The organism is Streptomyces sp. NBC_01214 (genome assembly GCF_026340975.1).
GTDB lineage: Bacteria > Actinomycetota > Actinomycetes > Streptomycetales > Streptomycetaceae > Streptomyces.
The window spans coordinates 1,370,073-1,391,585 of sequence record NZ_JAPEOS010000003.1; the positions used below are offsets into that span (position 1 = coordinate 1,370,073).

Annotated in this window: 13 protein-coding genes and 2 pseudogenes; 10 read left to right on the forward strand and 5 right to left on the reverse strand. The window is 73.9% G+C overall.

Annotated features, from left to right (window positions below; all coding sequences use genetic code 11):
• Positions 1–74: 74 nt before the first annotated feature.
• The 3 genes from OG594_RS42595 (at position 75) to OG594_RS42605 (ending at position 4,078) form a co-directional block, all read left to right on the forward strand.
• Positions 75–857: a GntR family transcriptional regulator gene (locus OG594_RS42595; protein ID WP_266607751.1), complete on the forward strand. Its 783-nt coding sequence runs from the start codon at positions 75–77 to the stop codon at positions 855–857.
• A gap of 366 nt (positions 858–1,223) precedes the next feature.
• On the forward strand, positions 1,224–2,285 hold the full coding sequence (locus tag OG594_RS42600) for a glycine betaine/L-proline ABC transporter ATP-binding protein (protein WP_266607752.1): 1,062 nt from the start codon (positions 1,224–1,226) through the stop codon (positions 2,283–2,285).
• Positions 2,285–4,078 (forward strand): ABC transporter permease/substrate binding protein, encoded by a 1,794-nt coding sequence (locus OG594_RS42605; protein ID WP_266607753.1) that lies wholly within the window; start codon positions 2,285–2,287, stop codon positions 4,076–4,078. Before OG594_RS42600 ends, OG594_RS42605 begins: the two co-directional genes overlap by 1 nt.
• 118 nt (positions 4,079–4,196) lie before the next feature.
• Here OG594_RS42605 and OG594_RS42610 read toward each other — a convergent pair whose 3' ends face one another.
• On the reverse strand, positions 4,197–6,401 hold the full coding sequence (locus OG594_RS42610; RefSeq protein WP_266607754.1) for an MMPL family transporter: 2,205 nt from the start codon (positions 6,399–6,401) through the stop codon (positions 4,197–4,199).
• A gap of 239 nt (positions 6,402–6,640) precedes the next feature.
• Between OG594_RS42610 and OG594_RS42615 the strand changes: the two genes are divergently transcribed.
• The 5 genes from OG594_RS42615 (at position 6,641) to OG594_RS42635 (ending at position 10,680) form a co-directional block, all read left to right on the forward strand.
• Complete coding sequence (locus tag OG594_RS42615) at positions 6,641–7,849, forward strand: sensor histidine kinase (protein WP_266607755.1); 1,209 nt, start codon at positions 6,641–6,643, stop codon at positions 7,847–7,849.
• A gap of 17 nt (positions 7,850–7,866) precedes the next feature.
• Positions 7,867–8,535, forward strand: coding sequence for a response regulator transcription factor (locus tag OG594_RS42620; RefSeq protein ID WP_266607756.1), 669 nt, complete (start codon positions 7,867–7,869; stop codon positions 8,533–8,535).
• A gap of 143 nt (positions 8,536–8,678) precedes the next feature.
• The gene (locus OG594_RS42625; RefSeq protein WP_266607757.1) at positions 8,679–8,900 is read left to right on the forward strand and encodes a hypothetical protein; all 222 of its coding nucleotides are present in this window, start codon (positions 8,679–8,681) and stop codon (positions 8,898–8,900) included.
• 57 nt (positions 8,901–8,957) lie between these two features.
• Entirely contained in the window at positions 8,958–9,641 is a 684-nt protein-coding gene (locus tag OG594_RS42630; RefSeq protein ID WP_266607758.1) for a hemerythrin domain-containing protein, read from the forward strand.
• Positions 9,642–9,762: 121 nt separating this feature from the next.
• On the forward strand, positions 9,763–10,680 hold the full coding sequence (locus OG594_RS42635) for a TIGR03619 family F420-dependent LLM class oxidoreductase (RefSeq protein WP_266607759.1): 918 nt from the start codon (positions 9,763–9,765) through the stop codon (positions 10,678–10,680).
• Between the two features lie 92 nt (positions 10,681–10,772).
• Here OG594_RS42635 and OG594_RS42640 read toward each other — a convergent pair whose 3' ends face one another.
• Positions 10,773–14,213 carry a BTAD domain-containing putative transcriptional regulator gene (locus OG594_RS42640; protein ID WP_266607760.1) on the reverse strand — a complete coding sequence of 1,147 codons (3,441 nt, stop codon included), beginning with the start codon at positions 14,211–14,213 and terminating at the stop codon, positions 10,773–10,775.
• Positions 14,214–14,331: 118 nt separating this feature from the next.
• A complete protein-coding gene (locus OG594_RS42645; RefSeq protein WP_266607761.1) occupies positions 14,332–15,540 on the reverse strand; it encodes an NAD(P)/FAD-dependent oxidoreductase in 1,209 nt (402 codons plus the stop codon).
• Between the two features lie 167 nt (positions 15,541–15,707).
• Here OG594_RS42645 and OG594_RS42650 point away from each other — a divergent pair, with 167 nt between their 5' ends.
• Positions 15,708–18,623 carry a TIM-barrel domain-containing protein gene (locus OG594_RS42650; RefSeq protein WP_266607762.1) on the forward strand — a complete coding sequence of 972 codons (2,916 nt, stop codon included), beginning with the start codon at positions 15,708–15,710 and terminating at the stop codon, positions 18,621–18,623.
• Here OG594_RS42650 and OG594_RS42655 read toward each other — a convergent pair.
• Positions 18,624–19,158, reverse strand: a pseudogene (locus OG594_RS42655) (DUF6817 domain-containing protein).
• A gap of 192 nt (positions 19,159–19,350) precedes the next feature.
• Between OG594_RS42655 and OG594_RS42660 the strand changes: the two are divergent.
• Positions 19,351–20,259 carry a LysR family transcriptional regulator gene (locus OG594_RS42660; RefSeq protein WP_266607763.1) on the forward strand — a complete coding sequence of 303 codons (909 nt, stop codon included), beginning with the start codon at positions 19,351–19,353 and terminating at the stop codon, positions 20,257–20,259.
• On the opposite strand, the pseudogene OG594_RS42665 reads toward OG594_RS42660, so the two are convergent.
• A pseudogene (locus OG594_RS42665) lies at positions 20,245–21,513 on the reverse strand (MFS transporter); the annotation flags it as partial. The gene OG594_RS42660 and the pseudogene OG594_RS42665 sit on opposite strands and share 15 nt — an antisense overlap.

The following is a 21,513-nucleotide window of genomic DNA, read 5'->3' on the forward strand; positions in this document are numbered from 1 at the left end:
ACGAAAGGTATAGACCAATGCTACGTTGGTCGGGCAGACCGCGCAGTCCTTGACCACCCGTCAGAGGAGAAGTCATGCCCTCCCCTTCGCGGGGCGGCGGCCAGGCCGCCATGCCCAAGTACCAGTGGATCGCCGCAGCGCTGCGCCGCGATCTCGACCGCGCCGCGCACACCCCCGGCGGCAGACTGCCGTCCGAACGCAGCCTCGCCGCCCGCTACCAGGTCAACCGGCAGACCATCAGGGCGGCCCTCCAGTACCTGCGCGAGGACGGCCTCGTCGTCACCGGCCGCCGCGGCACCCGCCCCGCCGTCCCCGCCCTGGCCGCCGTCTCCGTCGTCCCGGCCAAGGAGCCCTCCGCGGGGCCCGCGCACATTCGGAGCTGGGTCACCTTCGTCACCGTCCCGCCCTCGCTCGGCGCGTTCCTCGGCATGGCCGGGGGAGACCGCACCGTGGTCCATCACCACCGCGAACGCGGCCCGGCCGGTGAGACCCTCCGGGACGCCGTCACCTACATCAGCCCCGGAGCCGTCGCGCGGAGTCCGGAGCTGACCGCCCTCCGGAACCGGGCGGCGACCGCGACCGCCCGCGGGGAGGACCTGACCCCCCTGCACCGCTGGCTGGACCGCGCCGCCACGGCCGGCCGGGTCGCCGAGACCCTCACCATGACCCGCGTCACCCACCCGCAGGCCGTCGCCCCGGCCTCCGCTCCGGTCTGCGGGCTGACCGTGCGCCGCACCCTTCACGACAGCTCCGGCCGGCTGCTGGCCGTCACCGACCTGGCCTTCCCCACCTGGGACCGCCTGACCTTCCACCGTGACCGGCGCGACCGCGCGACCACCGGTTTCCGCATCACGTAACGGCCGGACCCGCGCTGTGGCCTCGACCACACCCCGGGCGGCGGCGCACCGGGCCCGGCGGCCGGACCGACCGCCGGGCCGCAGCCCCAACTTCCCTCCCGGGAAGGGGCGTACCCGGCGGCGGTCATCCGCGACCGACCGCCCCCGCGCGCGGATCCGCCAACGGGGCCCCCGTGCCCCGAAAGTGAGGAGGATCACCCCGGCGTTTGCTCAGGTGAATGCAGGGCATCGGCGCTGCTGGAGCGGAACCATGTCCTCCGGCCCATCGCGGCGGAGGACACGGCGCACACGGGCAGATCCCGTCCCGCTCCGCGGCCCGCCGCTCCGTCGGCGCGCGCCGTACTTGGTACGACCCGTGAGGTGTATGTGTCCACGCTCCAGGCCGAGCACGTCTACAAGGTGTTCGGGAGGCGCCCCGCCGACAGCGCGGCCGCCGTCCGCGCGCTCGAAAGCGGCGTAGGCCGCGAAGAGTTGCGCGCCGACGGAACCACCGCTGCCGTGATCGACGCCTCCTTCGACGTCCGGCCCGGCCAGATCTTCGTCGTCATGGGTCTGTCCGGGTCGGGCAAGTCCACTCTGCTGCGCATGCTGAACGGCCTGCTGGAACCCACCGCGGGACGCATCCTCTTCGGCGGCCAGGACCTCACCGCGCTGAGCGCGAACGAGCTGCGCCGCGTACGGTCCACGAAGATCTCCATGGTCTTCCAGCACTTCGCGCTGTTCCCGCACCGTAACGTGCTGGAGAACGCCGGCTACGGCCTCGAGGTGCAGGGCGTGCCCCGCGCCGAGCGCGAGCGGCGCGCCGCCGAGGCCCTGGCCCTGTGCGGCCTGGAAGGCTGGGAGAAGTCCTGGCCCGACGAGCTCTCCGGCGGCATGCAGCAGCGGGTCGGTCTCGCCCGGGCCCTGGCCACCGACGCCGAGCTCCTGCTGATGGACGAGTCCTTCAGCGCGCTGGACCCGCTGATCCGCCGCGACATGCAGGACCAGCTGCTGGAGCTCCAGCGCACGCTGAAGAAGACCATCGTCTTCATCACCCACGACCTCAACGAGGCCATGCGCCTCGGCGACGGCATCGCCGTCATGCGCGACGGCCGCATCGTCCAGCAGGGCACCGCCGAGGACATCCTCACCCGTCCCGCGGACGACTACGTCGCCTCCTTCATCCAGGACGTGGACCGCTCCCGGGTCCTGACGGCCGACGCCGTCATGGACGATCCGGAACCGGCCGCCGACGCCTGTGACTGCCCCACCGTCACCGCCGGGACCCCGCTCGCCGACCTGTGCGCGGTCAGCGCCCGCGTCCCGCACGCGGTCGCCGTCACCGGCGCGGACGGCGCCGTCATCGGCTCCGTGCCCCAGGACCGTCTCATCGCCTTCATCGGCGACGAGCAGCGACCCCCGATGTACTGCGCGGAGGTGGCCGCCTGATGCCCCGCCTCCATCTCGGCGCCTGGGTCGACCGGGGGGTCGACTTCCTCCAGAGCCACCTCTCCTGGCTGTTCGAGGCCATCAGCGTGCTCGTCACCGGCCTCTACGACGGCATCGACGCCGTCCTCTCCGCCCCCGCCCCGCTGCTCTTCGCGGGCATCCTGGCCGTCGCCGCCTGGTGGCTGCGCGGTCTGCTGGCGGGCCTGCTCGCTTTCGCGGGCTTCGCTCTGGTCGACTCCCTCGGACTGTGGGAGGACGCCATGTCCACCCTGTCCCTGGTCCTGGTCGCGACCCTCGTGACCCTGGCCTTCGCAATCCCGCTCGGTATCTGGGCCTCCAGATCCGACCGGGTCAGCGCCCTCCTGCGGCCGGTCTTGGACTTCATGCAGACCATGCCGGCCATGGTCTACCTGATCCCCGGCATCATCTTCTTCGGGGTGGGCGTGGTGCCCGGCATCATCGCGACCATCATCTTCTCGCTGCCCCCGGGCGTGCGGATGACCGAGCTCGGCATCCGCCAGGTCGACGGGGAACTGGTCGAGGCCGCCGAGGCCTTCGGCACCAGCCCGCGCGACACCCTCGTACGCGTCCAGCTCCCGCTGGCCCTGCCCACCGTCATGGCGGGCATCAACCAGGTCATCATGCTGGGCCTGTCCATGGTCGTCATCGCCGGCATGGTCGGCGGCGGCGGACTCGGCGGCGCCGTCTACAAGGCCATCGGCAACGTCGACATCGGCCTCGGTTTCGAGGCCGGCGTGTCCATCGTCATCCTCGCCATGTACCTGGACCGGATGACCGGCGCGCTCGGTCGTCAGGTCTCCCCGATCGGCCGCCGTACGCTCGCCAAGGCGCGGGCCGCCGCGACCGGCGCGGCCAAGGTGTGGAACCACCGCCCCCAGCCCGCGTACGCGATCAGCGGCGCCGTCGTCCTGGCGCTCGTCGCGGGCGGCCTGAACACCTTCGGCGGCTCCGCCGCCGAGGACGGCCCGGCCGGTGCCGCGAACATCGGCAAGGGCCGCACCCTGTCCGTCGGCTACATCCCGTGGGACGAGGGCATCGCCTCCACCTTCCTGTGGAAGGAGCTCCTGGAGCGCCGCGGCTTCAAGGTCGACGCCCGCCAGCTGGAGGCCGGGGCGCTCTACACCGGCCTGGCCGGCGGCCAGCTCGACTTCCAGACCGACGCCTGGCTGCCCGTCACCCACGCCCAGTACTGGGAGAAGTACGGGAACAAGCTGGAGGACCTCGGCTCCTGGTACGGCCCCACCTCGCTGGAGCTGTCCGTGCCCTCCTCCATGAAGGACGTGCGTTCGCTCGCGGACCTCAAGGGCAAGGCGGACCGGTTCAAGGGCCGGATCATCGGCATCGAGCCGAGCGCCGGCGAGATGTCGATCCTCAAGGACAAGGTCCTGAAGGAGTACGGCCTCGACGGTGAGTACCAGGTCGTCGACGGCTCCACGCCCGGCATGCTCGCCGAGCTGAAGCGCGCCTACGAGAAGAAGGAGCCGGTCGCGGTCGTGCTGTGGTCCCCGCACTGGGCGTACTCCTCCTACGAGCTGACCAAGCTCGAAGACCCCAAGGGAGCCTGGGGCAAGGGCGACGGGATCCACACCCTGGCCCGCAAGGGCTTCGGTGAGGACGAGCCGAAGGTCGCCGAATGGCTGAAGTCCTTCAAGCTCACCGAGGAGCAGCTGACCGGTCTGGAAGCGAAGATCCAGCAGACCGGAAAGGGCAAGGAACAGCAGGCGGTCCGTGCCTGGCTGCAGGACCACCCCGAGATCGACCGGCTCGCGTAACACCGCGGGCGGCCGGTCGGCCTGGCGGCCGCCCCCCGGTGAAGGCGCCGCCGCACGCAGGACCCGTACCGTCGTACGGTCCTGCGCGCGGCGGCGCCTTTCGTGCGTCCGGGGCGGCTCAGCCGACCAGTACCCGGTCCGGAGTGCGTCGCGCGTCCGGGTCGGTGTCCTGCGTGCGGGGGCGCGGGCGCACCGGCCACCACATGGACCGCCCCAGGAGGGTGGCCAGCGCGGGCACCAGCACGATCGACAGGAGGAAGGCGGAGAGCATGATCCCGAGGGCCGTCGCGAAGCCGATCTGCTGGGTGGAGGGGGCGGGGGTGACGGCCAGGCTCCCGAAGGAGGCGGCCAGCACCAGGCCCGCCGTGGCGATGGCGGGCGCCGTGTGCCGCACGGCGCGGCCCACCGCGGCCCGGGCCGGACCGGGCCGTGCCATCTCCTCCCGGATCCGGTCGCTCATCAGGATGTTGTAGTCGGTGCCCAGCGCGACCACGAACAGGAACAGCACGAGCGGCAGGGTGAAGTCCACCCCGGGCCGGTCCAGCGCGTGCTGGAACACCAGGGTCGAGGCGCCGAGGGTGGCGGCGAAGCCGAGCCCGACCGAGGCCAGCAGGATCACCGGTGCCAGCAGGCTGCGCAGCAGGGCGAGCAGGATCAGCGCGATGAGCGCCGCGGCCACCGGGAAGACCACCCGCAGGTCCTTGTCCACCGCCGTCGAGATATCGGCGAAGATCGCCGCGGTGCCGCCCACGTGCACCTCCGTACCCGCGGGGGTCCGAGCCAGGGCCGTGGCCCTGACCGGGCCGGTCACCAGGTCGCGCGCCTCCTGCCGCTGCGGGTCGGAGGTGAGGAACAGGTCGATCCGCGCCGCCCGCCGGTCCTCGCTCAGCACGGTGTCCGCGACCCGGCCCACCCCACCGACCCCGGCGAGCGCCTTGGACAGTCCGCCGAGGCGTTCGACGGTCAGGGCGGCGCCGTCGGAAGCGGTCACGAAGACGCTGGTCGGGTCGGACACCCCGGCCGGCAGGGCGCGGGCCACCTCGGCCGCGGTGGCGACGGCGGCGGTGCGTTCGCCGCCCCCACCGCCCTGCCCGTAGTCCATGCGCATTCCCACGACGCCGGCGGCCAGCGTGCCGAGCAGCGCCACCGAGGCGAGGACCAGGACGAACGGGCGGCGCGCCACCCGGTCGCCCATCCGTGCGGCGGCCCCCGGGCGGGGCTCGCGCTCCAGGGACCGGGAAGGCCAGAACATCTTGCGGCCCGTGACCGCCAGCAGGGCCGGCATCAGGGTCAGGCTGCCCAGCAGCATCACCAGTACGGACAGCGCGATGGCCGGTCCGAGGACCCGGAACTGGCCGAAGGAGGCGACCCCGAGGGTGGCGAAGGCGGCGACGATGGTCAGCGCCGCGGAGGTGATGGCCGTACCCACCCGCCCGGCTACGTGGGCGGCCGCTTCGCGCCCGGACTGGTCGGGGTGTTCGCGCAGGTGTTCCCGGAAGCGGAAGAGGAGGAACAGGAAGTAGTCGATCCCGATGCCCATCAGAACGACACTGATCAAACTCGGTGTGGATTCGGACAGTCCGATCCCGGTCAGCAGCGCGGCGCCGACCACCGCGCCCGTCGCGGCGCCCCCGATGACGCTGACCGCGAGCAGCGGCAGCAGGGCCGCCAGGGCACTGCGGAAGACGAGCACGTGCAGGAGGACGATGACCGCGAGCATGGCGATGCCGACGACCGTCGAGCGGGTCTTCTCCGCGTCCGTCGTGTCCACCCGGTCGGCGATGCCGCCGGTGAAACCGGTGCGCAGGTCGTCCTCCGCCAGGGCGTCCCGGGCCGAGTCCCGGAAGGCCCGGTAGGTTTCCTGCACCCCGGGATCGGCGGGGTTCCCCCTCAGTTCGACGGACAGCAGCCGGAACGAGCGGTCGGGCGCCGTCATGGCCGGGCTGACCCGGGGGACCTGCGAGTGGTCCTGTGCGAGCGGCATCGTCTCCTCGGTCCTCGGCATGACGACGCGCTTCTCGGCCAACCTTGCGGCCTGCGCGTCGATGCGCTGCTCGTCGGCGGCGGTGAGCGGCGCCCCGTCCGACCGGGCCACCAGCACGGTCAGCAGGTTGGCGTCCGGCTTCGCCCCGAACCGCTCCTCGGCGATCTTCAGAGCGGCAGCCGAGTCGTACTGTGCGGGAAGGAACCCGCCGTTGCCGGTCTGGACGGCGCGGAAGACGAACGCCTGGCCCAGGACGGCCGCCGCCAATCCCAGGACCACCCACAGGGCGATCACCTTCCACGGACTTCGCGTCGAGAATCCGGTCAGGGCGCGGATCACATTTCCTCCGGTCTGTGCGGTGCCGGCCAGGGGTTCCCGGCCTGACTCCAGACCATCAGGAGGGAGCGGACGAAACATCGGGTCGGGGGAGGATCCGCACCCCGGGACCAGGGTCCGGCCGTCCGCGCCGAACAGGACTCCGGTCCTGGTACGGGCCCCGACCGTGGTCGGGTGGCTTGGCCGGCGGCCGGTGCCAGAATGGATCACCGGGGGACAGGACGGGCGGCATGGGGGTGGGCATGGGTGCGGGTACGCGTGCGAGCACGACTACGACTACGGATGCGGTCGCGGGTGCGGGTGCGGACGGGGCCGCCGAGCGGGGGCCGTGGACGCGCAACGACGCGCTCGTGGCGATAGCCGCCGGTGCCACCGACCTCGTGGGCTTCTCCCTGGGCTCCTTGACCGAGGGCGGGTCCCTCAGCGTGACCGCGGCCGCCCTGCTGGTCGTCTCGGCGATGACCCTGCTCGCCCGGCGCTTCCACCCGCTGCCGGTCCTCGCCGCGGTCCTGGCACTCGGCGCCCTGGTGAACATGGCCGCCCCGCTGTCCCCGCACTTCACCCTCAGCCTCACGATCGCCCTCTACTCGGTGGTCAGGGTGAGCCGCCCCGCCGTGGTCGCGGTGACGGTGGTCGCGGCGGTACCCCTCGTATCCGCGGGCCAACGCGGCTGGCCGTTGCCCTACGGGTGGTGGGGTCTGGCCGGAAACGCGGTGGCCGCCCTCATCACCGTCACCGCGGCCGTGGTGGTCAACCACCGGCAACGGGAGGCCGCGACCCAGCGGACGCTGCTCGCCGACCGGGCGGTGGCCGAGGAGCGCCGCCGGATCGCGCGCGAACTGCACGACATCGTCGCCCACCACATCACCACCATGCAGCTGATGGCCGGCGGGGCGCGGGCCAACCTCGCGCACGACCCCGAGGTGTCCCGGGAGGCGCTGGTCACCCTGGAGGACTCCGGGCGGATGGCGCTGCGCGAGATGCGCCAACTCCTCGACGTACTACGGGCCGGGGAAGAACCGGAACAGACCCCGCCGGCGCCGCAACCCGGGGCGGACGATCTCGGCCGGATCATCACCGAGTCCCGACTGGCCGGAACGGAGACCGAGTTCACCGTGGACGGGCCGGTCCGCCCGCTCCCGCCGACCGTGGGCCTCACCGTCTTCCGGATCGTCCAGGAGGCCCTGACCAACACCCGCAAGCACGCGGGCCGGGCGCGGGCCCACGTACGGCTCACGTACCGCGGGGACGAGGTCGGCGTCGAGGTGCGCGACGACGGAGCGGGAGCGCAGGCACCGCCCGCACGCCTCACGGCGCGCTCCGGGTACGGTCTGATCGGTATGCACGAGCGGGTCGCCCTGCAGGGCGGAACCCTGGAGGCCGCAGCCCTCGCGGGCGGCGGATTCCGGGTGGCGGCCCGGATCCCTCTCCCGGTCCAAGACCCCGCCTGAAGAGAGGAACCGCACGGATGATCCGTGTACTCATCGCCGACGACCAGCCGCTGGTCCGGCGCGGCCTGGCCCTGATCCTGGGCCCCGACCCGGAGTTCGAGGTCGTGGGCGAGGCCGAGGACGGAGCCCGGGCCGTGGCACTCGCCCACGAGGTACGGCCCGACGTGGTCGTCATGGACATCCGCATGCCGGTCATGGACGGGGTCAAGGCCACCGAGGAACTCGCGCGCACGCTCCCCGGAACCCGCGTCCTGGCCCTCAGCACCTTCGACATGGACGAGTACGTGGTCGCCGCCCTGCGCGCCGGCGCGTACGGCTTCCTGCCCAAGGACGTCTCCCCGGAGGAGCTGATCGCCGCGGTCCGCATCGTCCACACCGGCGAGGCCGCCGTCGCGCCGCGGCTGCTCAGCCGACTCCTCTCCGCCTACGTGCGCACCCCCGCGCGGCCGCGGTCGTGGGCGGCCGAGACCCCCCTCGAACTCACCCCGCGCGAGCTGGAGATCTGGCGGCTCATGGCCGCCGGCCGGGGCAACGCCGAGATAGCCGCGCAACTGGACATCAGCATCTCCACGGTCAAGAACCACATCACCGGCATCTTCGGCAAGCTGGGCGTACGCGACCGTGCCCAAGCGGTGATCGCGGCGTACGAATCGGGCCTGGTGGAGGCCGGTAGCGGGAACGGTTGATCACCAAGTGCCCGGAAGAGGACCGGATTCCTCCTGCGGACCGCACCTGTGACCAGCCAGAACACTGGAGGATTCGCCCGTGCGCGCACGGGCCCGTCCATGGCACAGTGCGATCAGCCCAACCGTGCGACCAGGGAGCCTCCATGCGCGATCCGCACGCCACGCCGCTCACGGCCGCCCCCGAGTGCCTGCCGGAGCCCCGCCCGCTGCCCTGCTGCCCGGTGTGCGCCGGCGCACCGGAACGCATCTCCTGGCGCCAGCGGCCGGGGCGGCCGGTGACCCTGGTCTTCGACCCCTGCGGCCACCGCTGGTCCTCCCCGGCCCCGCCGGTCCTGGCGGTCACCCCACCGCTCCCGCCGTCCTGACGGTCGTGGCAAGTCGGTTGCAAGTGCCGTGCAACCGGGCTCCCAAGACTGGTCCTCATGAACGCGAACCACCCCTCCAGTACCACCGTCCACCCCTACACCCGCGAAATGGCGATGATCCACCAGGTGTTCCGCCGCGAGTCGCGCCTCCTGGCCGAACTCGTCCAGGAGGTCCGCCCCGCCGACACCGCCCGCTCCGGGATCCTCGCCGAACACTGGCGGCTGTACTCCGTGGGCCTGCACACCCATCACACCGGCGAGGACGAGATGCTCTGGCCGGTCCTGCTGCCCCACCTGGACCTCGATGCCGAGCAGGTCCTGGCGATGGAGGCGCAGCACCACGCACTCGCCGAAGGGATCGCCGAGGTCCAGCGCCTGATGGACCGGTGGGAGGCGCAGGCCCGCCCCGAAGACCGCGACGAACTCGCCGAGGCGCTGCGCACGCACCACCGGCAGCTGTGCGCCCACCTCGACGAGGAAGAGCGGGAGGTCATGCCCCTGGTCGCGCTGCACGTGACCGAGGAGCAGTGGCACGCGCTGGGGGAGCGGGGCCTCGCCGAGACGCCACGGAACCGCCTGATGATCGCCCTGGGCGCCATCCTGGAGGACAGCTCGCCCGACGAGCGGCAGGAGTTCCTCGGCCGGCTGCCCCTCCCGGCCCGGGTGCTGTGGAAGCTCGTCGGCCGGCGCCAGTACCGCCGCGAGACCGACCGGATCCGCGGCCGGCACACGTCCGCCTGACGTGCCCGTGCCGTCCCGGTCCGGCCGCCCGCCCCTGCGGCCCGGCCCCGAATCCCCGCCCGCCGCCCCGGCGCAGCGCCGCGGCGACCCCCGCCCCGTACCGATCGAGGAACTCCCACCGATGCGCATCGGATTCTCCGTCCCCCAGTTCGGCCCGTTCGCCGACCCCGACCGCACCGCCGCGATGTGCGCGGCGCTGGAAGCACTCGGCTGTCACAGCCTCTGGGTGGCCGACCGGCTCCTGGCCCCGCTCGCCCCGCCCGACGGCTACCCCGGCGGACAGCAGATGCCCGCCCGGTACGGCACCCACCTCGACCCGCTCCTCGCCCTGGGCCTGGCGGCCACCGCCACCGAACGCGTGCGTCTGGGCAGCAGCACCCTCAACGCCCTGTGGCAGCCGCCCCTCGTGCTCGCCCGGGCGCTGACGACCCTCGACCTGATCAGCCACGGGCGCCTGGACATGGGCATCGGGCTGGGCTGGATGCGTGAGGAGTACGAGGCCGCAGGGGTGCCCTGGAAGGGCCGCGGGGCCCGGCTGGAGGAGACCCTCGACGTCCTCGATGCCGTATGGCGCTGCGATCCGGTCACCCACACCGGCCCCTTGTGGACCGTCCCCGAGTCGACCGTCCTCCCCAAACCCCTCCAGAGCCCGAGGCCGCCGATCCTGTTGGGCGGCTTCACCCCGTACGCCCTGGAGCGGGTCGGCAGGCGCGCCGACGGCTGGCTCGCGGCCTCGATGCCCCTGCCCTACTTCCACGCGCTCTGGGCGGTCGCCGTCGAGGCCGCCGAACGGGCGGGCCGGGACCCGGCGGGGCTGCGCCGGGTGTTCCGCGTCAACCCCGAGGTCACCACGACCGAGGCCGACCCCGCGGAGGCCCACCACCGCGGGACCGTGCGCCAGATCTGCGACCACCTCGAGCAGATGTGCACGGCGGAGACCGACGAGGTGCTCGTGGACCTCCAGCTGACGACGGACTCGCCCGAAGAGTTCCTGGACCTCGCGGCGGCGTTCACGGCCGAACTGTCCCCACCGGCCTGACCGGCCCAACCGGCCGAACTGTCCCCACCGGCCCAGCCGGCCGAGCCGTCGCCGCCCCGACCGCCCCGCGGCGACGCGCCCGAGGGCCGCCCCTACGCGGGCGCCGGCGGCAGTCCGGCCAGCCCGGACCGCGCCGCGCCCGCCCAGTGGGGGGAATCCCACGCGGCGGCCACCCGGGCGGCTTCGAGGTAGTGGCTGCGGGCCTGTTCGGGACGCTCGAGGAACTGGGCCAGCTCGCCCAGGGTCTGGGCGACGGGCCGGAAGACGAGGCTGAGGCTGCTCGCGCTCCCCGCCAGCCCGTGCAGCGGCAGCAGGTCCTCGTAGACCTCGGCGGCCGCCGCCCGGTCGCCGAGGGTGATGGCGGCGCGGCCGCGCAGCGCCGCCAGGATGGAGTAGCAGAAGTCCCGCCGGATCGGCACGCGCCGACCGAACACCTCGCGGGCCTCTTCGGGGCGGCCCGAGGCGTGCAGCGCGAGAGCGGTGATGGCCTCGTTGAGAGGTTGGTACCGCTCCCACACGGCGAGCAGCACGGGCAGCACCTCGGCGATCCGGCCCTGCTGCAGCCGGATGCACCCGACGGCCAGGGCCGCCAGTCCGGTGAGGTCCACCGCCCCGCGCGCCCGCAGCTCCGCCACCGCCGCCCCCAGGTCCCGCTCCGCCTCCTCGAAGCGCCCCTGGGCCATGGCGAGCAGCGGACGACGCAGCCTGGCCACCGCGAACGCGCCCTGGAGTTCGTACGTGCGGGCGATCTCGTCGCCCCGTACGAGAGCCCGCTCCATCGCCGCCGGGTCGTTGCGGGCGGCGGCGATGCGGGCGGCGGTGTAGGCCGTCATCCAGGAGTACTCGGGGCTGTCCTGGGAGTCGGCCACCCGGCCGAGTTCCCGGTGGAGCTCGAGGTAGGCCTCCGGTTCGAGCTCGCAGTCGACCCGGCGCAGCAGCGAGGCCAGCGTCAGGCCGCAGAGCCGGGGCTCGCCCAGGGGGCGGGCGAGCTCCACGGCCCGCTGGGACACGGCCACCGAGCGGGGGTCGGTGTCGTCGAGCGCATCGGCCAGCTGGTCGAGGAGCAGACAGCGCTGCCGGTCGGTCAGACCGGGCTCTGCCAGCAGCTTCCCGAGTTCCTCGACGGCCTCGGGGTCTGACGCCGCGTACGCACGGACGCGCCAGGGCGTCGGTTCGGTCCAGGTCGTGTAGGCAGCGGTCAGCAGGTCGGCGCGGCCCTCCCGACGGGCCACGCGCACGGCCTGCTCCTGCGCCTCGCGGGCGGGTGCGACGGCTCCCATCCGGATGCGGCACTCCACCAGCTGGCCCAACAGCCTCACGCGCAACACGGCGGCGTCCTGGTCGGCGAAGGCGGCCGGATGGTCGGAGAGGAGCCCGAGGGCCGCGGTCAACAGGACTTCGGCATTCTGCGGGGCGTAGCGGCGCACCGCCTGCTCGCCCGCCAGCCGCGCATGGTGGACCGCGGGCCCGGCGTCGGTGGTCACGACCGGGGCCGCCTGTAGGAGGTGGTGGGCCGTTGCGGCGACGTCGTCCGAGCCGAGGGCGATCAGGGCCCTGCCCAGGCGGGAATGCATCCGGGCCAGCCGCAGGCGGGTGAGGTCGCCCTCCAGCGCGTCCCGCACGAGGGCGTGGGTGAAACGGACCGTGCCCGGACGCGGCTCGGTCAGCAGTCCGGCGGTGACACCCGCGTCCAGGGCGTCGAGGAGCTGATCGGCGTCCCCGTCCGAGGCGCGCACCAGCAGGGCCACCGCAGCCTCGCGGCCGGCGACGGCCGCCAGGCGCAGTCCTGCCGTGACGGTCGGTGCGAGCAGCGCCAGCCGTCGGCGCAGCACGTCCCGGACCCCCTGCGGCACGCGGCCCAGCGCCTGCTGCTCGCCTTCACCGGCCAGCAGCAGCGAACTCTCGCGCAGGTAGAAGGGGTTGCCCCCGGCCCGTTCGGCCAGGGCCGCTGCGGCGTGCTCGCTCATACCGGCCGCGCCGCGCTGGAGCAGCTCCTTGGCCTGGGCGTCCGACAGGCCGCCGAGCGCCATCCGTACGGGCGAGCAGTCGGCCAGGCGGGCCAGCGACCCGGTCAGATCGCCCTCGCCGGTGCGGTACGAGCCCACCAGCAGCAGCGGTACGTCGCGCAGTTGCTCGGCGCAGAGCAGGAACAGCTCGATGCTCTCCTGGTCACCCCGGTGCAGGTCGTCCAGCACGATCGCCAGCGGCTGTCGCCGAGCCGTGTCGCGCAGCCAGCCGAGCAGCGCCCTGTGCAGGCGAAAGCGCCGGGCCGGGCTGCCGTCCGGCTGCCCGGAGTCCCTCTCCGTGCCCGGAGCCAGGAGCGGAGCGAGCTCATCGGCGTACGGGCCCGGCGGTGCGGCTTCCGCCAGACCCGGCAGCATGTCGAACCAGGCCCGGCCGGGCGGGGCGCCGTCGGTCTCCGGACAGTGCCCGGACCCGACCAGCCAGCCCTGCTCGGGCAGTTGACGGACGGCGGCGTCCAGCAGGCTCGACTTGCCGATACCGGCCTCACCGCAGACCACGACCACCTGGGCCCGGCCGCCCCGTGCGCGATCGGCCGCAGTGGCGAGCCGGGCGAGCTCCTCGTCCCGGCCCAGGAGCCGGTCGGCCGCCAGTACCGTCGGCGTCCCGCTACCGCTACCGCTACTGTTTTCGCTTTTGCTCGCGCCAGCCGGAGCCGCGGTCGGAGCCGGCTCCTGCGCCGCCACCGCGATGCTCGGCACCCAGGCGGGGGCGGGGGCGGTGGCCGGGGCGGGCGCTCCGGTCGCCCGGCGGAGCACCTCCAGACGCTGGTGCAGCAGGGCTTGTTCGAGCTCCAGCAGAGCGGGCCCCGGCTCGACGCCGAGTTCTTCGTCGAGGGCGTGCCGGGCCCGCCGCAGGGCGGCCAGGGCGTCCCCCTGGCGGTCACGGGCCCACAGGGCGAGGGCCAGCAGCCGCCAGCCCTCCTCGTGCAACGGCTGTTCCCGGGTCAACGCGCCCGCGTCGGAGAGCGCCTGCGCGGCCTGTCCGCAGCCCAGCCGGGCCGCAGCGAGCCGTTCGCGGGCGGTGTGATGCACCTCCTCCAGCCGGGCGCGCTCACCAGCGGTCCACGGCTCGTCCGAGAACTCCGCGTACGGCTGCCCACCCCACGCGGCGAGCGCCCCGGCCAGGCCCTCGGCGGCGACGTGGGCCGGCAGATCCGCCCCTGAGCAGGCCGCCACGCCGTCCTCGAACGCCCAGGCGTCCACGGCGTCCTGCTCCAGGGTAAGGGCGTAGCCGTAGGGCGCGCTGACCAGGAGTCGCGCAGGCGTACGGGGGGCCCGTCCCGGTTCGAGGGTGCGCCGCAGACGGGCGATGTAGGCGTGGAGCGAGGCCTGGGCGCTCGAGGGGACCCGCGTCGGCCACAACCGCTCGATGATCCGTTCCGTGGGCACCACCGTCCCGCGGGCGACGAGCAGTTGGACCAGGACCATCCGTGCGAGCCGACCCCCCGGGTCGACCTCTCGGCCGTCTACCTCCACCCGGAACGGACCGAGCACCTTCAGTCTGATCATGACAAGAACATCGTAGCCGGCACACCACCGCCCGACCGTCGCACGGACGCCGGGCCGTCCCTTCCGGAACGCGCCTGTCCCGCGCCTGTCCCCCGCGGCCGCCCTTGCGATGTAGGCGTCAGACGCCGCGGGTTCGTCCGCCGCCTTGCGAAGGAGACGTCCTCGCTGGTCCGGGGCGGGGGCCGGCGACCGCCTCGGCGAGCAGGCGGCGGCCGGCCGCCGTGGTGAGGGCGCCCCGTACCGCCGTGTCCCGTACGGCGCGGGCGGGTGCCGAGCGCAGGGTCCAGGCACGGGTGGCGAGGTCGGTGCGGGCGAGGACGCCCAGCGCGTCGGCCCGGCGGGCCCGGCGCCAGGCGGCGAGTCCGGCGTCGGCCGGGCCGCCGCGGGCGGTGGCGTCGGGCAGCGCCGCGGCGAGGGAGACGGCGTCCCGCAGCCCGAGGTTGAGCCCTTGACCGCCGATCGGGCTGCACACGTGGGCGGCGTCACCGATCAGCAGCACCCGCCGCCGCCCGTCGTGCGCGGCGAGGCGCCGGTGGGTGCGGAAGGTACTGGTCCAGCGACATGCGCGGACGGTCGCCGTCCACCCCCGGGCCGCCGCCTCGGCGGCGATGCCCTCCGGGCCGCTCGAGCCGCCGCCCGTCGGGCCGTGCGGCAGGTGCAGCACGACCCGGGCCCAGCCGTCGAGGTGCATCGGGAGCACGACGAGCAGGCCGCGCGGACCGCCGACCATGTGGACCCGGGCCGGATCCAGCGAGGGATCCTCCACCCACAGGTCGGCGAGCTGCCACGCGCCCGCGTACGTCCGGCCGCGGAAGGCCGTGCCGGCCAGGGCGCGCAGGGTGCTGGACGCGCCGTCGGCCGCCACGACCCAGCGGGCGCGCACCGGCCCGAGGGCGTCCGACCGTACGGTGACGCCGTCGGCGTCCTCGTCGACCGACCGGACGGCGGTCGAGCGGTGGACGCGCACCCCCGTGCGCTCGGCCTCCGCGGTGAGCAGACCCTCGGTCGCGCATTGCGGCACGGTGAGGATGTACGGGTACGGGGAGCGCAGCCGGGCCAGGTCGAAGCCGCCGAGCCGGCGCCGCCCCGACCACATCTCCACCGCGTCCACGCGCCGGCCGAGGGGGAGCAGGGATCCGGCCAGTCCGCTCGGGGTGAGGGCCTCCAAGGTCCGCGCGTGCAGGTCGGTCGCACGGGACTCGGTGACCGGCCCGGGACGGCGTTCCAGCACCACCACCCCGAGACCGGCCCGGGCGAGCAGTAGCGCGGCGCTCAGCCCGACCGGTCCCGCCCCCACCACGGCCACATCGACGTCGTAACCCACCATGACCCGCACCCTATCCAGGTCGCATCGCAGCCTGACAGATGCTCAAAGGTGCTTGGGGGAACTCGTCTTCGAGCATCATCTTTCATCAAGGCCCACCGGAGGGCTATCTTGCCGGGAGCATGCCAAGGAGCTGTGTCCGTGTCCCGGACCGCACGAGGAGCTGCCCCATGAGACTGCCAAGCATCCGCAGGAGCCAGGGTCGGCAAGGCCCGATGGGCAGCCGCGTTCACGCGGCGCGGCGGCGCAGGCGGCGCACCCCGGCCGCCGCCCTGCTCGCCGCCGCCCTCACCGTGGCGGGTCTGGCCGCCGCCGGACCGGTCGCCTTACCCGCAGCGGCCGCCCCCGCCCCCGCTGCGGCTGCCCCCGCCGCCCCCGCCGTCTCTTCCGCCCCCGCCGGAGCCACGGCGACGGCGGGCGACGTCACCGGTTTCACCCGGTCCGGGAACACCTTCACCGTCACGGCATCCGGCGGAGCCAAGGCCCGGGTGGTCGTCGCCCGCGCCGACGTCTTCCGCCTCTGGCTCTCGCCCGACGGGTCCTTCACCGACGACCCGGCCGGCACCGACCTCGCGCCCACCACCGATTTCGGCCCCGTGGCCACGAGCCGCTCGGACGCCGGCGCGTACTACCGGATCACCACCGGATCCCTCTCCATCCGCGTCTACAAGAAGCCGCTGCGGTTCTCCGTCTTCCGCGCCGACGACACCACCCCCGTCTGGCAGGAGGCCCGGCCCACCAGCTGGACCGGCGGCCGGACCACCCAGTACCTGGCCCGGGGCGCGGACGAGCAGTTCTACGGCACCGGCCTGCGGCTGGGCGAGTGGGCGCTGCGCGGCAAGACCGTCCCGATCGCCGTCGACAACACGTGGCGCGAGAACGACAACGCCAGCCCCGCACCCTTCTACCTGTCCACCAACGGCTACGGCGCCATGCGCAACACCTGGGCCCCGGGCTCCTACGGCTTCAACGCGCCCACCGCCCTCACCCACGACGAGAAGCGCTTCGACGCCTGGTACTTCACCGGCGACTCCCTCAAGTCCGTGCTCGACGCGTACACCGACGTCAGCGGGAAGCCATTCATGGCGCCGATGTGGGGATTCGAGCTCGGCAACGCCGACTGCTTCAACGCCTCCAACCCCGACTACCAGGGCGATCACGACCGGCCCCGCCACCAGACCACCCCCGACGTCGTCGGCTACGCGGCCGACGCCCGGGCCGCCGACATGCCCTCGGGCTGGTTCCTGCCCAACGACGGCTACGGCTGCGGCTACACGGCGCCCCTCAAGTCGACGGTGGACGCCCTGAAGACCAAGGGCTTCCAGACGGGCCTGTGGACCTCCACCGGCCTCGGCTCCATCGCCGACGAGGTCGCCGCGGCCGGCAGCCGGGGCGTCAAGACCGACGTGGCCTGGATCGGCGGCGGCTACAAGACCGCCTTCCAGGGCGTCCAGCAGGCGGTCGACGGCATCGAGGAGAACTCCGACGCCCGGCGCTACGTCTGGACCGTCGACGGCTGGGCGGGCACCCAGCGCAACGCCGTCGTCTGGACCGGCGACACCCACGGCACCTGGGACGACATGCGCTGGCACGTCCGCGCCATCACCGGGGCGGGCCTCTCCGCGCTCAATTACGCGGCCGGCGACATCGACGGCATCTTCGGCGGCAGCCCGCAGACGTACACCCGGGACCTTCAGTGGAAGGCCTTCACCCCGGCCTTCATGACCATGTCCGGCTGGGGCGCGACGGGCCCGTCCGCCGGCTACCAGGACAAGCAGCCCTGGCGCTTCGCCGAGCCGTACCTGTCCATCAACCGCAAGTACCTCCAGCTCAAGATGCGGTTGATGCCGTACCTGTACACGATGAGCCGCGTCGCGCACGAGAGCGGCGTACCCAGCACCCGCGCCATGGTCCTGGAGTACCCCGACGACCCGGTGGCCCGCGGCAACCTCACCAGCGGCCAGTTCATGGCCGGCGACTCCCTCCTGGTCGCACCCGTCGTCTCCGACACCTCGGTCCGCGACGGCATCTACCTGCCCGCCGGGACCTGGACCGACTACTGGACCGGCCGTACGCACGCGGGCCCGGGGTGGCTGAACGGGTACCGGGCACCGCTCGACACCTTGCCGCTCTTCGTCAAGGGCGGCGCCGTCGTCCCGATGTGGCCGCAGATGAACTACACCGGCGAGAAGCCCGTATCCACCCTCACCTACGACATCCACCCGCGCGGCACCTCCACCTTCAGCCTCTACGAGGACGACGGCCGCACCCGCGCGTACCGGTCCGGCGCCTACGCGCGCCAGCGCGTCGACGTCACCGCCCCGACGGCCGGCTTCGGCACGGTCACCGTCTCCGTGGGCGCCCCCACCGGCAGCTACACCGGCAAACCGGCCTCACGCGGCTACGAGTTCACCCTGCACGTGGCCACCGCACCCACCACCGTCACCCGGGACGGGACCCCCCTGCCGGGCCTGGCCTCCAAGGCCGCCTACGACCTGGCCGCGTCCGGCTGGTACTTCGACCCGGCGGACCGCTCCGGCGTCCTGTGGATCAAGACGCCCGACACGGCGGGCGCGTTCAGCGTCTCCGCCACCGGCACGAGCGTCCCCGCCGCCGCGGCCCTGCCCCCGTCCGGTCCGCTCGACCGGTCGGCATGGTCCCTGGCCCACGCCGACAGCCAGGAGACCGCGGCCGAGAACGGCGCGGCCGCACGCGCCTTCGACGGGAACCCGGCCACCCTGTGGCACACGGCCTGGTCCTCGGCGAAGCCCGCCCCGCTCCCGCACGAGATCCAGGTCGACCTCGGGGCCCGCTACACGGTGGACGGCCTCGGTCACCTGCCCCGCCAGGACGGCGGGGTCAACGGCCGGATCGGCGGCTACGAGGTCTACGTCAGCGACACCACCACCGACTGGGGGCCACCGGTGGCGAGCGGCACCTTCACCGACAGCGCGGACGCCAAGACCGTGGCCCTCACCCCGAAGAGCGGCCGCTACCTCCGCCTGAAAGCACTGACCGAGGCGGGCGGCCGCGGCCCGTGGACCAGCGCCGCCGAGATCACCCTCACCGGCCGGCCCGCCCCCTGATCAACGCTCACGGTCACCGAGCACGGCCCGGCACTCCCGCCGGGCCGGCTCGCTCAGCAGCCCGCGCAGCCGCGTGAACAGGGCGAGGAGTTCGGCTCCCCACGCTTCGCGGAAGGCGGGATCGATCCGCGCGAGGTCGAGCTCGTTGGCCGCCGACAGCTCGGCGAGGTCCCGCCGGAGCCCCGGGGTGGGGGAGTGGACGCGGCCGGTGAACCGGTCCCGGTAGGCCGCCTCTTCGCTGGCGAGCGTCGGATACGAAGCGGCGCGGTCGCAGGCGGCGTACAGGTACACGATCTCCTCGGCCTCGTCGCCGATCACCGCGGCCAGTTCGGCCCGCCGGGCGAGCGGCAGCAGGGTGGTGGGGAAATCGTCCGTACCGTAGAACGCGTGGCACAGGCCCGCTCGTTGGAGCGCGGGCCGCGCCCCCCCAGAGGAGCCCCTGTACGCGCTCGAGGTGCGTGAGGAGGGTCCCACCCGGATGGGCGATCTCCTGCGCGCCGAGCGTCCGCAGCCACGCGACGGCGTGATCCGACACCGACGTGTCCCTCCGGTCGAAGTGGTCGGGCCGGGTGGGTCGACACCCGGCCCCGCCCGTGCCTGGGTTCCGGACCCCGTGGCGCGGGCAGGGACGGGTTGCCGCCCGGGCCCTGCACCGATCTTGATCCCATCCAAAACCCAAGTCAATCCTCCGATTTGCTCCCAACCTCCAAGCGATAACTTGGGCCTCATGACCCTCGACGATCTTCGTGTGTTCGTGGCCGTCTGCCGGGCCGGCAGCCTCAGCGCAGTGGCCCGCGACCTCGGCTGCACCCAGTCGGCCGTCAGCCAGCACGTCCGCCGCCTCGAGAAGCAGACCGGCACGAGCCTCCTGGAGCGCCACGCCCGCGGCGTCGTACCCACCGAGGCGGGCCGCATCCTCCAGGGGGCCGCCGCCGACGGCATCGCCGGACTCGACGGCGCCCTGCGCCGCGTGGAGGACCTCGTCCGGGGCGGCGGCGGCACGGTCCGCGTCACCACCGGCGCAACGACGGTGCGGCACTTCATGTCCGAGGCCGTCGTCACCTTCCGCCGCCGCCACCCCGAGGTGAACCTGGAGTTCCAGACCGAGAACTCCATCCGCAGCTGCCTCGACGCCCTCGCCTCCGACGACCTCGACCTCGCCTGGATCACCATCGGCGGCCCGGTCCGCGGCATCGAGCTGCGCCCCGTCATGGAACTGCCCTGGGTACTCGCCGTCGGCGCGGACGACCCCCTCGCCGCCCGTCCCCGCATCGACCCCGCCGACCTCGCCGGCATCCGCCACATCCGGCTCCCCAAGAACTCCGCCTCCCGCGCCCACCTCGACGCCGCCTTCGCCGAATCCGGCATCCGGGTCAGCTCCGACACCAGCGTGGCCGATTGGGACACCGCCCTGCTGCTCGCCGAACTAGGCCTCGGACACGCCGTCGTGCCCGCGCTGCCCGGCTGGCGGGTCCCCGGCTCCGCCGGCCCGCTGCGCCTCGTGCCGATCCCCGCCCTGCCGCCGCTCGCGGTCGGCTGGGCCGTCCGCCGCTGGGCCGCCCTCGCCCCGCCGGCCCTGGTCTTCGCCGACGAGGTCGCCCGCAACTGTCGGGCGCGCGCCGCCGGGCAGCAGTGAGGCCACCACCAGACCCACGGCCGTCAGCGCGGCCAGCGCCACCAACGACGAGCCGTGCGGCCCGGCGCCCGCGGCGACCGCGATCCCGAGGGCCGGTCCGACGTTCATGGCCGTCTGCTTGAGCCCCCCGACGACCCCGGCGTACCCGGCCGGGGCCTCGCCGACCACGGCCCCGGTGGCGGTGACCATGACGGTGGTGAACCCGGCGCCGAGCACCCCGAAGGCCACCGGGGACGCCGAGCCCAGCCCGGCGATGCCGGCGACGACCAGCCCCGTACCGGCCAGCGCGGTCCGGCGCGCACCGAACCGGCGCAGGGCCAGGCCCGCCACCGGCGCGCCCGCCACCATCAGCGCGGTCAGCGGCAGCACCCGCACACCGGTGGCGAGCGGGTCCAGCCCCTCGACGTCCTGGAGCTGGAACGTGGCCGTGAACAGCGCCCCGAACATGCCCGCGGAGACGATCAGCAGCAGCCCGATCGAGGCCGTCACCGCCGTGGACCGGGCCACGGCGCGCGGGACGAACGGCAGCACGGCCCGCCGCTCACGGCGTACGAACAGGGCCGCGAGCGTGGCTGCGGCCCCGAAACCGATGACGGTGGGCGCAGCGGTCCACCCGTGCTCGGGCACGCCGACCAGCGCGTGTACGAACACCGCGAGCGCGGTGGCGAGCAGGGCGGCGCCGGTGAGCTCCAGCTGCCCGCGCTCCGTCCGCGGCGGCGCGGGGGCCCGTACGGCGAGCGTGAGCGCGGCGATCACCAGGGCCACCGGCACATTGATCACGAACACCGCCCGCCAGTCCCACCGCGCGACCAGCAGGCCCCCGAGCAGCGGGCCGGCCGCCGCGGCCAGTCCGATCGCGCTGGTCCGCACGGCGACCGGAGTGGCGAGCCGGTCGGGCGGGTACGCGAGGCGCAGCAGCGCCAGCGTCGCGGGCTGCAGCAGCGCGCCGAACACGCCCTGCACGGCGCGCAGCGCGATCACCCAGCCCACGCCGGGCGCGCACACGATGCCGGCCGAAGCCGCGGCGAAGCCGAGGACGCCGACGAGGAAGAGTCGGCGGTGCCCGTACCGGTCGCCGAGGCGCCCGGCCACGACCAGGAACGCGGCCACGGCCAGCAGATAGGCGGTACTGGTCCACTGGACCTGCGCCACGCTCGCCCCGAGGTCGCGCCGGAGACTCGGCTGGGCCACGGTCAGCACGGTGCCGTCCAGCGCGACGAGCATGGCTCCCGCCACGCTGACGAGGAGTGACAT